This window comes from uncultured Tateyamaria sp., assembly GCF_947503045.1.
Taxonomy (GTDB): Bacteria; Pseudomonadota; Alphaproteobacteria; order Rhodobacterales; family Rhodobacteraceae; genus Tateyamaria.
This window is the reverse complement of sequence record NZ_CANNCF010000003.1, coordinates 72,793-86,988: the sequence shown is the minus strand read 5'-3', so window position 1 is coordinate 86,988 and position 14,196 is coordinate 72,793. Positions and strand designations below refer to the sequence as shown.

At 61.6% G+C, this 14,196-nt stretch carries 14 protein-coding genes; 10 read left to right on the top strand and 4 right to left on the bottom strand.

The window, feature by feature from the left end:
* Positions 1–3 precede the first annotated feature (3 nt).
* The 3 genes from Q1A89_RS14190 (at position 4) to Q1A89_RS14180 (ending at position 3,278) form a co-directional block, all read left to right on the top strand.
* On the top strand, positions 4–882 hold the full coding sequence (locus Q1A89_RS14190) for a LysR family transcriptional regulator (protein ID WP_299729461.1): 879 nt from the start codon (positions 4–6) through the stop codon (positions 880–882).
* Positions 883–1,100: 218 nt separating this feature from the next.
* Positions 1,101–2,399 (top strand): ATP-binding protein, encoded by a 1,299-nt coding sequence (locus Q1A89_RS14185; protein WP_299729458.1) that lies wholly within the window; start codon positions 1,101–1,103, stop codon positions 2,397–2,399.
* Positions 2,400–2,501: 102 nt separating this feature from the next.
* Positions 2,502–3,278 (top strand): MBL fold metallo-hydrolase, encoded by a 777-nt coding sequence (locus tag Q1A89_RS14180; RefSeq protein WP_299729455.1) that lies wholly within the window; start codon positions 2,502–2,504, stop codon positions 3,276–3,278.
* A gap of 20 nt (positions 3,279–3,298) precedes the next feature.
* Here Q1A89_RS14180 and Q1A89_RS14175 read toward each other — a convergent pair whose 3' ends face one another.
* Positions 3,299–3,748 carry a nucleoside deaminase gene (locus tag Q1A89_RS14175; RefSeq protein ID WP_299729452.1) on the bottom strand — a complete coding sequence of 150 codons (450 nt, stop codon included), beginning with the start codon at positions 3,746–3,748 and terminating at the stop codon, positions 3,299–3,301.
* A gap of 81 nt (positions 3,749–3,829) precedes the next feature.
* Positions 3,830–4,582 carry a helix-turn-helix domain-containing protein gene (locus tag Q1A89_RS14170; RefSeq protein ID WP_299729449.1) on the bottom strand — a complete coding sequence of 251 codons (753 nt, stop codon included), beginning with the start codon at positions 4,580–4,582 and terminating at the stop codon, positions 3,830–3,832.
* Positions 4,583–4,685: 103 nt separating this feature from the next.
* On the opposite strand from Q1A89_RS14170, the gene Q1A89_RS14165 reads away from it, so the two are divergent.
* Both Q1A89_RS14165 and Q1A89_RS14160 read left to right on the top strand, forming a co-directional pair.
* Positions 4,686–5,132 carry a hypothetical protein gene (locus Q1A89_RS14165; protein ID WP_299729446.1) on the top strand — a complete coding sequence of 149 codons (447 nt, stop codon included), beginning with the start codon at positions 4,686–4,688 and terminating at the stop codon, positions 5,130–5,132.
* Complete coding sequence (locus Q1A89_RS14160; protein WP_299729443.1) at positions 5,132–5,485, top strand: hypothetical protein; 354 nt, start codon at positions 5,132–5,134, stop codon at positions 5,483–5,485. The genes Q1A89_RS14165 and Q1A89_RS14160 overlap by 1 nt, the downstream gene beginning before the upstream one ends.
* Positions 5,486–5,533: 48 nt before the next feature.
* On the opposite strand, the gene Q1A89_RS14155 is transcribed toward Q1A89_RS14160, so the two are convergent.
* Positions 5,534–5,968, bottom strand: a complete 435-nt coding sequence (locus tag Q1A89_RS14155) for a MarR family transcriptional regulator (RefSeq protein WP_299729440.1) — start codon at positions 5,966–5,968, stop codon at positions 5,534–5,536.
* A 76-nt stretch (positions 5,969–6,044) separates the two neighbouring features.
* Here Q1A89_RS14155 and hmgA point away from each other — a divergent pair, with 76 nt between their 5' ends.
* From hmgA to Q1A89_RS14130, 5 genes are all read left to right on the top strand, one after another.
* Positions 6,045–7,406 (top strand): homogentisate 1,2-dioxygenase, encoded by a 1,362-nt coding sequence (hmgA, locus tag Q1A89_RS14150; RefSeq protein WP_299729437.1) that lies wholly within the window; start codon positions 6,045–6,047, stop codon positions 7,404–7,406.
* Positions 7,407–7,409: 3 nt separating this feature from the next.
* Positions 7,410–8,036 carry a maleylacetoacetate isomerase gene (maiA, locus tag Q1A89_RS14145; RefSeq protein WP_299729434.1) on the top strand — a complete coding sequence of 209 codons (627 nt, stop codon included), beginning with the start codon at positions 7,410–7,412 and terminating at the stop codon, positions 8,034–8,036.
* A 63-nt stretch (positions 8,037–8,099) separates the two neighbouring features.
* The gene (locus tag Q1A89_RS14140; RefSeq protein WP_299729431.1) at positions 8,100–9,050 is read left to right on the top strand and encodes an MBL fold metallo-hydrolase; all 951 of its coding nucleotides are present in this window, start codon (positions 8,100–8,102) and stop codon (positions 9,048–9,050) included.
* Positions 9,051–9,074: 24 nt separating this feature from the next.
* Positions 9,075–10,706, top strand: coding sequence for an FAD-dependent oxidoreductase (locus Q1A89_RS14135; RefSeq protein ID WP_299729428.1), 1,632 nt, complete (start codon positions 9,075–9,077; stop codon positions 10,704–10,706).
* The gene (locus Q1A89_RS14130) at positions 10,703–10,885 is read left to right on the top strand and encodes a DUF2783 domain-containing protein (protein ID WP_299729425.1); all 183 of its coding nucleotides are present in this window, start codon (positions 10,703–10,705) and stop codon (positions 10,883–10,885) included. The genes Q1A89_RS14135 and Q1A89_RS14130 overlap by 4 nt, the downstream gene beginning before the upstream one ends.
* 55 nt (positions 10,886–10,940) lie before the next feature.
* Here the strand turns inward: Q1A89_RS14130 and Q1A89_RS14125 are convergent, their stop codons facing one another.
* Positions 10,941–14,150, bottom strand: a complete 3,210-nt coding sequence (locus Q1A89_RS14125) for a reductive dehalogenase domain-containing protein (protein ID WP_299729422.1) — start codon at positions 14,148–14,150, stop codon at positions 10,941–10,943.
* Between the last annotated feature and the right edge of the window lie 46 nt (positions 14,151–14,196).

Sequence of the window (14,196 nt, the reverse complement as noted above, 5' to 3'; positions counted from 1 at the left end):
TGCATGGCAAAATCCCTCCCTCCCCTGACATGGTTCCGCGCCTTTGAGGCGGCGGCGCGCTGTCTCAGTTTCACTGCCGCCGCGCAGGAGATCGGGATGACGCAATCGGCCGTCAGCCAGCACGTCAAGGCGCTGGAATTGCGGTTGGGGGTAAGCCTGTTTGTGCGTCGCGCGCGGGGGCTGTCGCTGACGGATGAGGGGCGCAAACTGCTACCGCAGGTGGGCACAGCACTTGAGACATTGGCACAGGCCACGCGCCGCTACGAGACAGGGCAGGGCGACAACCTGCTGACCATCGCCTGTTCGGTCAGCGTCGCCCAATGGGTCATCGCCCCGCATCTGGCCAGCTTTCGCGACCGCGCACCGGATGTGCGCCTGCGCTTTGTCGGCACCATCTGGCCGGATGAGTTTCACGCCCTGCGCGCGGATGTGGAAATCCCCTTTGGCTCGGAAAAGCAGGTGGGGCAGGAGGGCGTGTTGCTGGAACCGAGCGCATTGATTCCGCTCAGGGCCCCGACGCTGGAAGGGCCGTTGGACAACTTGCCGCTGATCGAGGCCGTGGGCACCTCGGACGGTTGGGCCAAGTGGCAAAAACAGGTGAGCAAGGTGGGCCAGCCCGATCTGTTTGTGGACTCTTACGGGGCCGCGCTGCACATGGCCGTGCATGGCAATGGGGTCGCCCTGGTGTCGGCGTTGCTGGCACAGACGGCGCTGCAATCGGGCCAGTTGGTGCCCGCCCACCCGGCCAGCCTGCCTGCCACCGAAGGGTACTATCTGCGCACCAACCCCCATGTTCCGGCAGCAGAACAGTTTCGCGACTGGCTGTTTGATCATCTGGGACACGTGAGCGATTTCCCCCGCTTAAGCGGTACCGCCCCCTAACTTTTGCAGGCTGCCATCTTCGCTGCCGAGGCCGCAATCCGACCGCCAACGCACATGCGCATGCGTGTGTTGCCACGAAGACCCGGAGCGCGACATTCAGGTGCATTGCCATCTGGAACATCTCCGCATGTACAACTAGAAGTGGGGCGGTAAGTGAATTATTCTGTATTTATAGAGGTTTAGTTTCTACCTATGCGTGTCTGATCGCTGGAGACAATATGCGGCTTCCCAATCTATCTGCAGCGGATTGCGACCACGAGTTCAAGCAGTTTCAAATTGGCGATGCGGGCCATGGCCTCCAGCTGTGGGGGCGTCCGATCATCGTTATGTGCGTCAGCGTCGCGCTGTGGCTCGCCACCGATTTGCTGATCACGTTGGTTTGGGGGATCGGTTATGTGATCGCACGGGCGGCCTATGTGACCTACCTGCGGCGGCAGAGCTTTCCGGTCCGGCCCGTGCACATTGTCCTCGCCAGTGCGGCGAGCGTCTTTCTGGGGGCGTGGTATGGGGCGATGGTGATCTATATCGCGACGCTGGGGGAGGGAGAGTACATCCTTTTGTCCTGTTGCGGTGCTATGGGCCTGGGGCTGCATTGCCTGTCGCGATATGACGAGTTGAGCTATGCCGCGCTGATCGATTTTTGCACCACGCTTGCCACGGCCCTTGGTGTGCTGGTCGCCGCGGCCCAGCGGATCGAGCCGATGTGGACTTCGTTGGCCACATTGGTTGGGGGCATCTGTGTGCTGATCTATTTCGGCATCAGTTTTCGCGATATCGTCACCGAACGCCAAAAGATGAAACGCAGCATGCTGGCGGAATCCCAGGACGAAAAGATGCGCGCCCTTGGGCAGTTCACCAGCGGAGTCGCACACGATTTCAATAACTTGTTGACCGTTGTTAATGGCAATATCGAGCTGGCCAAGATCGATCCTGAAGGGATCGAGGCGCACAAGTATCTCGAAGAGGCGCATGCCGCTGGATTGAAGGGTGCAGTGCTGATCCAGCAACTCTTGGCCTTTGCCCGCAAGTCCAAGATCGTGGTGAGCGACGTCAATCTGACCGACATGTTCAGCCGTCTTTTGGGTCTGTTGCAGCGGGTTCTTCCGGCCCATATCAAGCTGACCCTTGATGCCTGCGGCAACGATATTTTTGTACGGGCGGATCCGGCGATGCTGGAAAGTGCCCTGATCAACCTTGTGATCAATGCCCGCGACGCTATGGGTGAGACGCCCGGCGAGATTGTCATTTCCATCGATCCGTTCGGGGCGGGGGATGTGGAAATCGCCGTGCGCGATACCGGGCCGGGCATGGATGACGAAACGCTGGCCCGTGCGACCGAGCCGTTCTTCACCACCAAAGCGGTGGGCGAAGGCTCAGGTCTGGGGCTGTCGATGGTGACAGGTGTGGTCGAGCAATGCGGCGGCAGGTTCGAGTTGTCAAACCGGGGCCGTGGGGGGCTGAGCGCGCGCATCTATCTGCCGCTGGTCGATCTCGGGACCTGTCAGGAAAGCGCCTGAGGGCTGAGCCTCCTTTGGTCGGCCGCCTAGAAAGGCGTTGCCACCGCGTGGCTGTGGGCCATAGGTTCGAACAACGCCACACATCCCAAGGACATGCCGTTTATGGACGTTGATCCACACTGGTTTCGCACGCAGCAGCTTGACCCGCGTCTTTGGCTGATCACCGAACCAAGGGTGCATCCAATCTTTTGCGCCAACATGCATCTGGTGCTGGGGCGCGATGCGGATTTGCTGATTGATTCAGGCATGGGCGTGGCCCCTCTGCGCCCCGTTGTGGATGGGCTGCGACCGGACCCGGCACGCCCGTTGATCTGTCTTTCGACCCACACCCATGTGGATCATATCGGGTCGGCCCACGAGTTCGAGACGCGCCTCGTCCATCCGGTCGAGGCGGATGAATTGGCCGCACCCACCCCATATTCTCTACGCACTGACGGGATATCAGAGGCCTTCCGTACGCTGTTTCTGGACGCAGGCTATCCCCCGCTTTGGCCGTTGCTGATCGATGCGCTGCCAAGCGCGGGTTACGATGTGGACGCTTATCAACTGCGCCCGGCACCCGCGACCGGGATGGTGCAAGAGGGCGATGTGATCGATCTGGGCGACTGGCAGGGCGAAGTGCTGCATCTGCCGGGCCATTCGCCCGGTCAGGTGGGGCTGTTCCACGCCGAGACGGGGACGCTGTTCGGGGCGGATGCGATTTATGACGGACCGCTGCTGCATGACGGCGAAGCGGACAGCATTGCGGAATATGCCGCCACGCTGCGCCGCCTGCGTGATTTGCCAATACGCCGCGTGCATGGCGGGCATGACCCCAGCTTTGACAAGGCCCGTATGGACGAGATCATCGAAGGGTATTTGCGGGCCTGGGGCGTTTAGCCTGCGCGAGTCAGGTTGCGTCAGTCCTCGGCAATATCCTCAGCCCACAGCTCCGGTTTTTCCTGGATGAAACGGGTCATCAGCGCGATGCAATCCGCATCATCGGCCACGATCACCTCGACACCGCGCTCTGTCAGGAAGGCTTCGTTGCCGCCAAATGTGGTATTTTCCGCGATGACGACACGCGGTATGGCGAATTGCACGATGGTGCCCGCGCACATCATGCAGGGGCTGAGCGACGTGTAGAGGGTCGTGTCGCGATAGGTCTTTTGCCGCCCCGCCTTGCGCAAGGCGTCCATCTCGCCATGGGCGATGGGATCACCGCGCTGCACCCGTTGATTGCGGCCCTGACTGACCAGCACGTCACCGCGCGCAAGCACCGAGCCGATGGGGCAGCCCCCTTCGTTGAACCCTGCTAGCGCCTCGTCATAGGCGATGCGCAGGAATTTGCGGTCGGTGTCTGTCAGCATGTCTGGCCTCTTCGCACATCATCGCTTTGGTGGGATATGTATTGTCCGCTTTCTGGAGCCACTCAAGCCAGTCCGCACCCCTCACGCGCCCGCCATGGTCTCAAGTGCGATCGCTGTCACCTCGTCCATCGGGAAAAAGAGCTCGATCCTGAGGTCATCCAGCGTCACATCCTCGGGCGTGCCGAATTGGGCAAGGGTGGAAAACATCGACAGGCGCAAATCGCCTTGGCGGAAAATGGTCGGGATGACCGGGTTCGATCCTCGCTCGGTATAGCCATCGACCTTAGAGAGATAAGCGATGGCGCGATCCAGCTCGGGCACGCCGCCTTGTGCGAGGCTTTCGACGCGCAGCCGTTTGGCGGTGTGATGTGCGACCTCCGGCCAGTTTTCGACAACCGCTTCGAGTGTGCCTGACATCGTCAGATCGATCAGGCTGTCGCCCACACCGACCCCCAGCATGCCAAACAACGCAAGTGCCGCCGCATTTGCCTCGCGGATGCACCACAGCCGGTCTACGGCGATGCCGGGATAGGGCATGTGACTGCTCAGCATCCGCTCGACTGCGCTGCGGATGGGGGCCATATCCGCATCGGTCCAGTTCCGCCCCGCGTAGCGCGCGGCAAAGCCCGCATGGGTCAGCAACTGGTTGCGGGCATCCAGCGGCAATTGCAGCGCATCACCAAGCCGCGTCACCATCTCGCGGCTGGGCCGGGATCGCCCGGTTTCCAGAAATGACAGGTGGCGACCGGATATGTCGGCCTCAAGGGCGAGGTCCAACTGGCTGTAGCGGCGCACCGCGCGCCATGTTTTGAGGGTCTGTGCAAAATCACTCATGCCCCCGGTCTATCACGTTTTTTGCCCTTTTCACTTACCTGCGACGTAATTGTCAGCCCGCTTTGTCGCGCGCTAAGCCCTGCGCAAAAGCAAGGAGAGGACAATGGCGACACAAGCGACCCACAAGATGTGGCTCAAGGTCTCTGCCGTTTTGATTGCGGGCTTTGGTCCGTTGTTGACGCTGGCCACGATGCCCGCCTTGAACGAACCGGCGCGCTGGACGCTGGATCTGCTGACGTGGCCGCTGGACGGGTTTCCATCCTACGCGGCCCCGGAAATCTGGTTTCTGTCGGCGCTGACCGGTGGGTTTCTGGTGGGGTGGGGCGTGATGGTCTGGTGCCTGTCAATCTGGGTTCACGACCACGCGCCCGAGCAGGTGCGCAAGGCACTGGTGGTCAGTGCGCTGTGCTGGTTTGTCTTGGACAGCTTTGGGTCGATCACCTCGGGGAACTGGCCCAATGCGGTGTGCAATATCGTTGTTCTGCTGCTGGTCATCGGCCCGATGTGGTGGCCTACGGACCCAGAAACCCTTGCACAAGGAGACGCCTGATGACCCTGTTTCGCACCGTTCTGATCGCCATGACCGCGATCCTTGCCCTGATCACCGTGGCGGCGATTGCCAAAGAGGGGCTGGATTTGCTGACCCCCTATTTCAGCGCCATTTTCGCGCTGACCTGGCAGGGGCAGTTCAACACGGATTTCGCATTTTATCTTGTTCTCTCTGGCATCTGGATGGCATGGCGCGCTGGGTTCTCGCGGGGTGGCATTGCACTAGGGGTTCTGGCGCCCCCGCTGGGCATGCTGTTTTTCGCGCCCTATCTGATCTACCTCATCGCACAAACGTCCGGAGATGTGCGCAAGCTTATGATGGGTGTTCACGCCGAGGACGCGCGGCGCGGATAGTTCCATGCGAACGGATTGCTGCCCATGGGCGTTGTTCCAGACCGTTGATCAGAGTTGCGCAATCTGAATGAGGACCTTGCGGATTTGCGCGGCGTCACCGTCGCTGAATTGCGACATGACCTCTTTGTCATAGGTACGCGCTTCTTTGAGCAGATCCTCGAACACACGCTGCCCGGTTGGGGTCAGGGACAGGCTTTCATGGCGGCGGTCATTGACCTGCTGCTCACGCCTGAGGAACCGCTTGGTTTCCAGCGCACGTACCGCGCGGCTGACCTTGGTCTTGTGAATGCGGGCCCGGTCGCAAATATCCTTGGCCGTCATCGCGCCGTATCGCCCAAGGTGAAACACCACCCGCCATTCGGTGCGCAGCATGCCGTAGCGGCTGCGATAGATCACCTCAAAGTCGCGGCTCATCACCTCTGCCGCCTGGTTGAGCAGGTAGGGCATAAAGTCCTTGAGATCGAAGTCGTTCTTTTTTGTCATGGGCTCCGAATTATCCCTTGTTAGTTACAAAAGCAACTACTACCCACCAAGAATGATTTTCGAGGGGAGCCATCAAATGAACAAAGTGACCGCCAGCACCACATTGCGCAGCGCGCCCACACCGGCCGGGACGCATCCCGGTTACATGCCCGGGTTTGGCAATGATTTCGAAACCGAAGCACTGCCCGGTGCGCTGCCGCAGGGCATGAACTCGCCCCAAAAGGTGAACTATGGCCTTTATGGCGAACAGCTGAGCGGCACCGCCTTTACCGCGCCGTCCCACCAGAACGAGCGCACGTGGTGTTACCGCATCCGCCCCTCGGTCAAGCACACGCACCGCTTTGAGAAAATCGATCTGCCCTATTGGAAATCCGCGCCCCATGTCGATCCGGACGTGATCAGCCTTGGCCAATACCGCTGGGATCCGGTGCCCCATGGTGAAGCAAACCTGACATGGCTGACCGGCATGCGCACCATGACCACGGCTGGCGACGTGAATACGCAAGTGGGCATGGCCAGCCATATCTATCTGGTGACCGAGAGCATGGTGGATTCCTACTTCTTTTCGGCTGATTCCGAGTTGCTGGTGGTGCCCCAAGAGGGCCGCCTGCGCTTTGCCACCGAGCTTGGGGTGATCGACATCGAGCCGCAGGAGATCGCGGTGATCCCCCGTGGTCTGGTCTACCGCGTCGAGGTGCTTGAGGGCCCATGCCGCGGCTTTGTCTGCGAGAATTATGGCCAGAAGTTCGAACTGCCGGGCAGGGGGCCCATTGGCGCCAACTGCATGGCGAACCGGCGCGATTTCAAAACACCTGTTGCGGCCTTCGAGGACCGCGATGCGCCCTCGACCGTGACGGTCAAATGGGCCGGGCAGTTTCACGAGACCAGGATCGGGCATTCGCCGCTGGATGTGGTAGCATGGCATGGCAACTACGCGCCCTGCAAATACGATCTGCGCACCTATTGCCCGGTGGGCGCGATCCTGTTTGACCACCCCGATCCGTCGATCTTTACGGTGCTCACGGCCCCAAGCGGGGTCGAAGGGACGGCCAATATCGACTTTGTCCTGTTCCGCGACCGCTGGATGGTGGCCGAGGACACGTTCCGCCCGCCCTGGTACCACAAGAACGTCATGTCCGAACTGATGGGCAACATCCACGGCATCTATGACGCCAAGCCCGAAGGGTTCATTCCCGGGGGCATGTCTCTGCACAACATGATGCTGCCCCACGGGCCGGACAAGACGGCGTTCGAGGGGGCCAGCAATGTCGATCTGGAACCCGAGTTCCTCGCCAACACGATGTCCTTCATGTTCGAAACCCGCTTTCCCCAGCACCTGACCGGCTTTGCCGCCAATGAGGCACCGCTGCAGGACGACTACATCGACTGCTGGGCCGATCTGGAGAAGAAGTTCGACGGCACCCCGGGCAAGAAATAGCCCATGGACCTTTACAGCTTTTCCCAGTCGAGCACCGCGTATCGGGTGCGCATCGCGCTGAACATCAAGCGGGTGGCGCACCGGATCATCCCTGTGGACCTCACGCAGGGTGCGCAGCTTGATCCGGCCTTTGCCGCCGTAAACCCGGCGCGCGCGGTGCCAGCGCTGGTCACGGATGCAGGCGATACACTGACCCAGTCCATGGCGATCCTAGCATGGATTGAGGCCACCTATCCCAACCCGCCGATCCTGCCTGCCGACCCGCTGGAGCGCGCGCGGGTAGAGGCCGCAGCGCAGGTGATGGCTTGCGACGTGCACCCGGTCAACAACCTGCGCATCCGCAAGCGGCTGGCGGCGATGGGCCATGAACAAGAGGCGGTGGTGGACTGGATGATCCACTGGATGCAGGACGGGTTCGCGGCCTTTCAGACGATGATCCGGCCCGATACGCCCTTTGCATTTGGCGACGCACCCTCGCTTGCGGATATCTGCCTCGTGCCGCAATTGTTCAACGCGCGCCGCTGGCAGATGGACCTTGCCCCGTTCGCCCGTCTGAGCGAGATTGAGGCGCGCTGTCTGGCCCTTCCGGCCTTTGACGCGGCGCGGCCTGAAAACCAGAAAGGCGCATGACGACGGCGGCGTTTTGAACCTCCAAGCGACCCCCGCAACTCCCGCAAGACAAGGACCAGACCGATGGCAAAAGCATTCGCCTCACAGGGTGACCTGACCGAAAAGACGATCACCTTTGACGAGGTCGGCCGCGATCTCTGGGCCTTTACCGCCGAGGGGGATCCGAATTCGGGCATCATTATCGGCGACGACAGCGTCATGGTGGTCGAGGCGCAAGCCACCCCGCGTCTGGCCGAAAAGGTGATTGAGCGGGTGCGCAGCGTCACCGACAAACCGATCAGCCATCTGGTGCTGACCCACTACCACGCCGTGCGCGTGCTGGGGGCCAGCGCCTACGGCGTTGATCAGATCATCATGTCCGAGGCAGCGCGTGGCATGGTCGCCGAGCGCGGGCAAGAGGATTGGGACAGCGAAGTCCAACGCTTTCCCCGCCTCTTCGAGGGGCACGAGAGCATTCCGGGCCTGACATGGCCCACCACCACCTTCAGTGACAGCATGACCGTCTATCTTGGCCAGCGCCGCGTCGACATCAAACATATCGGGCGTGCCCACACGGCAGGGGATGCGGTGGTGCATGTGCGGGATGAAAACGTCATGTTCACGGGCGACATCGTCGAAGATCACTCGGCCTGCTATTGCGGAGATGGCTATTTCGGCGATTGGGGTGGCACGCTTGATGCGATCAATGCCTATGACGTGGACGCTATCGCGCCGGGCCGGGGGGGTGCGTTGATCGGCAAGGACGCGGTCGAGCGTGCGATTGAAAGCACCCGCGATTTCGTCGACAGCACCTATCGCCCTGCGGCGCGGGTCGCCGCGCGCGGTGGTTCGCTGAAAGAGGCATGGGACGCCGTACGCGACAGCTGCGATCCGAAATTCAAGGACTACGCCATCTACGAACACTGCCTGCCCTTCAACGTTGCGCGCGCCTATGATGAGGCGCGCGGCATCGCCCATCCCCGCATCTGGACCGCCGCCCGCGATCTGGAAATGTGGGAGGCGCTGCAAGGCTAGCAGGCCGAATGGGGAGGACAGATCATGGTTGCCACGCGCTATCAGACGGCATTTGAGCTTTACCCCTACGTCCGCGTGCCCGCGCAGGATGCCGCCCCCGTGCGCCATCCGGTGGTGATCGTGGGCGGTGGGCCCGTGGGCCTTGCCTTGGCACTTGATCTGGGGCGACGGGGCACGCCTGCACTGGTGCTGGATGATCACGAGGGGGCGGGGCTAGGCTCCAAGGCGATCTGTTTTGCCAAACGCACGCTCGACATCGCGCATCGCCTTGGTGCGGGTACGCAGATGCTGGACAAGGGCGTGGTCTGGAACGTCGGCAAGGTCTTTCATCGGGACGGGATGCTGTTTGATTTCAACCTGTTGCCGGAAGACGGGCATCGCAACCCGGCCTTCATCAACCTCCAGCAGCCCTATTTCGAAAAGTTCCTGTTCGAGGCCATTCAGGCCGCCCAACAGGAGGGCGCCCCGATCGAAATACGCGGACGCAATCGGGTGGCCTCGGTCCGTCTGGGCATGGAGTTTGTGAGTGTCGATATCGACACGCCGGATGGTCGCTACACGCTTGAGGCCGACTGGCTCATCGCCTGTGACGGTGCGCGTTCGCCCACCCGTGACATGATGGGCCTCAGCTTTGACGGGCGGGTGTTTGAGGACAATTTCCTGATTGCCGATGTGCGGATGAAGGCCGATTTTCCGACCGAACGCTGGTTCTGGTTTGATCCGCCTTTTGAGGGGGCCGGGCAGTCGGCTTTGCTGCACAAACAGCCCGACGACATCTGGCGTATCGATTTCCAACTGGGCTGGGACATCGACCGTGATCTGGAACTGGACCCCGACCGCATCCGCACGCGGGTGGACGCGATGCTATCAAGCCAAACGGGCGACGTGCCCGATTATGAGCTGGAGTGGACGTCAATTTATACGTTCCAGTGCCGTCGGATGGAAAAGTTCCGCCATGGTCGCGTATTCTTTGCCGGGGACAGCGCGCATCAGGTGTCGCCATTTGGTGCGCGCGGGGCCAATTCGGGGGTGCAGGATGCTGAAAATCTCGCCTGGAAGCTGGACCTTGTCTTGAAGGGCGCGGCGGGTGCGGCGTTGCTCGACACCTACGCGACCGAGCGGGAACACGCAGCAGATGAAAACATCCTCAACTCATCCCGAGCGACGGATTTCATGACGCCGAAAAGCGCCAACAGCATGCTGTTTCGCAATGCGGTGCTGGAGCTGGCGGGGCGTCATGCCTTTGCGCGGCCTTTCGTCAATTCAGGGCGCTTGTCGGTTCCCTGTTCCTACGACGGCTTTGCGCTGTTCGGGCCGGATGCCCTGGACGGTGGGCCGCAGGTCAGCCGACCCGGCGCGACCTGTCCCGACGCGCCTTTGGGCTCAGGCTTCTTGCTGGATGCGCTGGGGGATGGGTTTGTCTTGATGGCCATCGGGTGCGACGCGCCAGAGCCCGTGCAGGAGGGGGATGTGACGGCGAACGTGCTGCATATCGAGGCCCCTTCGCCCTTGCTGGCGGAGCGTTACCTGGGCAGTTCGCCATCGGCGCTGTACCTGATCCGCCCTGATCAACACGTGGTCGCGCGCTGGGCGGAGCATGACGCGAAGGCTGTCTCGCAAGCCCTTGAGAACGCGATAGGAAAGAAGATGTCATGAACCTGATCCTGACCCCAAATATCCCAGACCCGGACGGATTCTATGACGAGTTGTTGCGCGCCCATGAAGGGTTGAGTGATGAAGAAAGTGCAGCGCTCAATGCCCGACTGATCCTGACATTGGCCAACCAGATCGGAGACCGCGAGGTGTTACGTGCGGCGCTTGCGGTATCTAAGTGAGGTATGCCGTGTAACTCATTGGCTTAGCTAGTTTTAGAGACGTCATCGCGCTGCCTTAAAGATCAACCTCAATCACCCCGTCCGCCTCGGCGGCGCGCGATTGGCACAGGATCACGGTTGTGTCCCGCTGCGCCTTGGACAGGACGAAATCCCGGTGTTCGACGTCGCCTGAGACCAGCCCGCATTGGCACACGCCACACAACCCGTCGCTGCATTTCACATCAATGCTGATCCCGTTCTCTTGCAGCACATCCGTCGCCGAACGGTCGGCAGGCACATGCAATTCCTTGCCCGAACGCGCCAGTTTCAGCGTGAAGGCGTGGTTCACATAGTCGGGTTGCTCGGGCACAGAGAAGTATTCGAGGTGCCGCGCCTCTTCGGGAAAGCCCGCCTTTTCAGCGGCTTCCAGAACGCTTTGCATGTAGCGCTCTGCCCCGCACGTATAGACATGCCAGCCCGGTTGGTAGCCCGCAAGGATCGCATCCAGATCGGCGCGCGTGCCTTTGTCGCTCACATGCAGATGCATACGGTCGGCCCAGTCAAAGCCCTGAATGTCCTTGAGCAGCCCCATGCTGTCCTCGGATCGGCCCGAATAGTGCATCACGAAATCGCGCCCTTCAGCATACAACGTATGCGCCATGGCAATGAGCGGCGTGATGCCGATACCGCCGCCCATCAGGATCGTGCGGGCTGCGTCAGGTGCCAGCGGAAAATGATTGATCGGGCGCGAGATAAAGATGCGCCGCCCTTTGGTAAAAATGCGATGCATCAGCGCCGACCCGCCGCGCCCCGCATCCTCGCGCAACACGGCGATCTGGTATTTGGAGCGGTCCGCCGGATCGCCAGACATGGAATACTGGCGCAGGAATTCCGGTGCCACGACGATGTCGAGATGCGCACCAGCCGTCCATGGGGGCAGATCGCCGACCGAAACGGGGCGAAACTCGTATTTCATCACGCCTTGCGCAGTTTCTTCGGCGCAGGTGATCTCGACCTGCATGACCGGGCTTTCGCCGTCAGCAGTGTATAGGTGCAACGCGCTGTCGTCGTCCCGGGCAAGGCGGGCCTTGTACTCATCGGCCGTAATCATCGCCTGATAGGCCTCGATCCCCGCCTCGCGGTCCATCGCGAAAGGATAGGGGGCGGGATGCGGGGCCAGAGGGGCGGGATAGACGGCGAGCGTCTGATCCTCGTATTTCAGATCAAGGTCCTTTTGCAGCGCACGGGCGTTCACCGGCGCCGGCGTCGGGCGGTACCCGCCGTCCTCGTCGATCTCCAGATCCCACCACCACTTTTTGACCGGGTTCAGCGTGCCATTGTCGACCACGTCATCGAGCCGCGCGAGGGCAGGTGCCAGTTTGGGCACGTTCATCGCCGCCCAGCGGAACGGTTTTTCCTTAAAAATCCCTTCGAGGTTCCACGGGCACGTCTTCATGCAGCGCCCGCACATGGCCCCGCCGGGGGTCGTGACCCGGTAAGTAACGCATTTCTGGCTGTCGGATTTCCAGATTTCATAGCCGTTGAACATCAGCTTCGGCCCTGCGGTGATGGCCCCTGACGGGCATTCGCGCGCGCATTTGTTGCAGGACTCGCAAAACGTTTGCAGGCCGAAATCGATGGGCTTGTCATGGGCCATGGGCAGGTCGGTGGTGACCGCCCCGGATTTGAGGCGCGGGCCAAGATAGGGGTTCAGGATCACCTCACCGATGCGGCTGACCTCGCCCAGTCCCGAGAGCAGCAGCAGGGGTGGTTGCAAGACCTCGCCGTCCATCACCGTATGGGCCTTGGCCGAATAGCCCAAGTTGCGGATTTGCCGCGCGATGACCCCGCCCAGCAGGGAAAAGCGCAGATAGGCGCGCATGGATTGGGCCACCGCGATCCAGTCATCGCCAGAGGAGCCCTCCATAGTCTCATACCCCTGATCGATGATCATGCTGATCGCCTGATCGTGGGGCGGATCGATCACCTCGCCGCGTGCATCGTGGCTGTACCACGTCCAGTCCGGGCAACGCGAAATGCCCACCGCATCAACGCCCAGCCAATAGCTGGTCGCCTTGACGAGGTCAGCAGCCTCCTGCGGGTCAAGCTGTGTCTTTTCGGCGTCCGGTTCACCGTCCTGCAGCAGCACAAAGGCAGCCAGTGCGCGCCGCTGCGCCATCGAAGGGGCCGCCTTGCGCACGTAGTGTCCGCCCTTGGAGGCCTCTTGCATCTTTTTGCCCATGTCGCCGAACTGCGCGCGCGCGAACATGTCGGCGCGTTTGGGCACGCGGGCGACGTGGGGCTCGTCGATATAGGTTGTGGGGGTGTCCACACGTTTGAGCCGCTCAAACGGATGCGCGCCATCGACAAAGCGTCGCTTGGCGTAAGGCACTGCGTTCATGGCATTCTTGCGCGTTCCGGTGCCGAATTTCCACGCCACCCCAAAGGCGGATTTCGGCTGCTCGGCCATGGCAGCAAGAGGCTGGTCGGGCGCGAGCTCAAAACTGGTCGTGACGGCGGCGAGCCCAAAGCGCGTGCCGACATAAGGATGGGACAGCACGCCGTTTTCGACCCGGGCGAGCCCCGCGGCGACCGCCAGACGGCCCAGATCGACATCCGAACTCGACACCGTGTGCGCGCGCGCGTCATAGCCCAGAAGGCGCAGGTAATTGGAAAGAACAACGGCCGTTTCTGCGGCCAGCAGCCCGGCGCGGTGATCTTGGGCGTCGCGAATCCAGCCGCTTCCCGGCTCCCCGGGCCGCACCTCTCGGGGGTTTTCATAAAGAAAGACCAGCGCATGGGTGTGGGGGTCGATGCTGGTGGGCGGGGCCTCCATCGACTCCTTGAGATCGGCCATGATCGTGTCGATGCCCGAGGCAAGTGTCTTGGTCTGGCGTGTCTTGAGGTCCTCTGCGAGGCGGGCGATGTCCGGGTTCTCGAACGGCTGGTCCAAAAGGGCGGCTTTGGGCAGCGCGCACACTCCGACGATGGCTGCATCGGCGAAATACCCAAACGCTTTCAGATGGTTGGCGCGCTCTTGCGGGTCGGTGGGGGCCTCGGCCATAGCCTTGTTGATCAACCCGCCGCGGATCGCATCCAGCATCGCCTGATGCTCGCGCATCGCATTCACGATGGAGCGGGGATCATCGGGGCGGTCAAATGCCAACTGCGTCATGGGTGGCACATCGCCAAGATCGGGCAGGGTGGTCAGCCGCGCCAGCCGCTCGGTCGGGTAAGGCCCCATGTGCACAGGCCGGTCCTTGTCAGAAAATAAGCGCACGTTCATGGGGGCCTCAAAGTGATCCATCGGTCGGGCAAGGGCTCCGCACGGG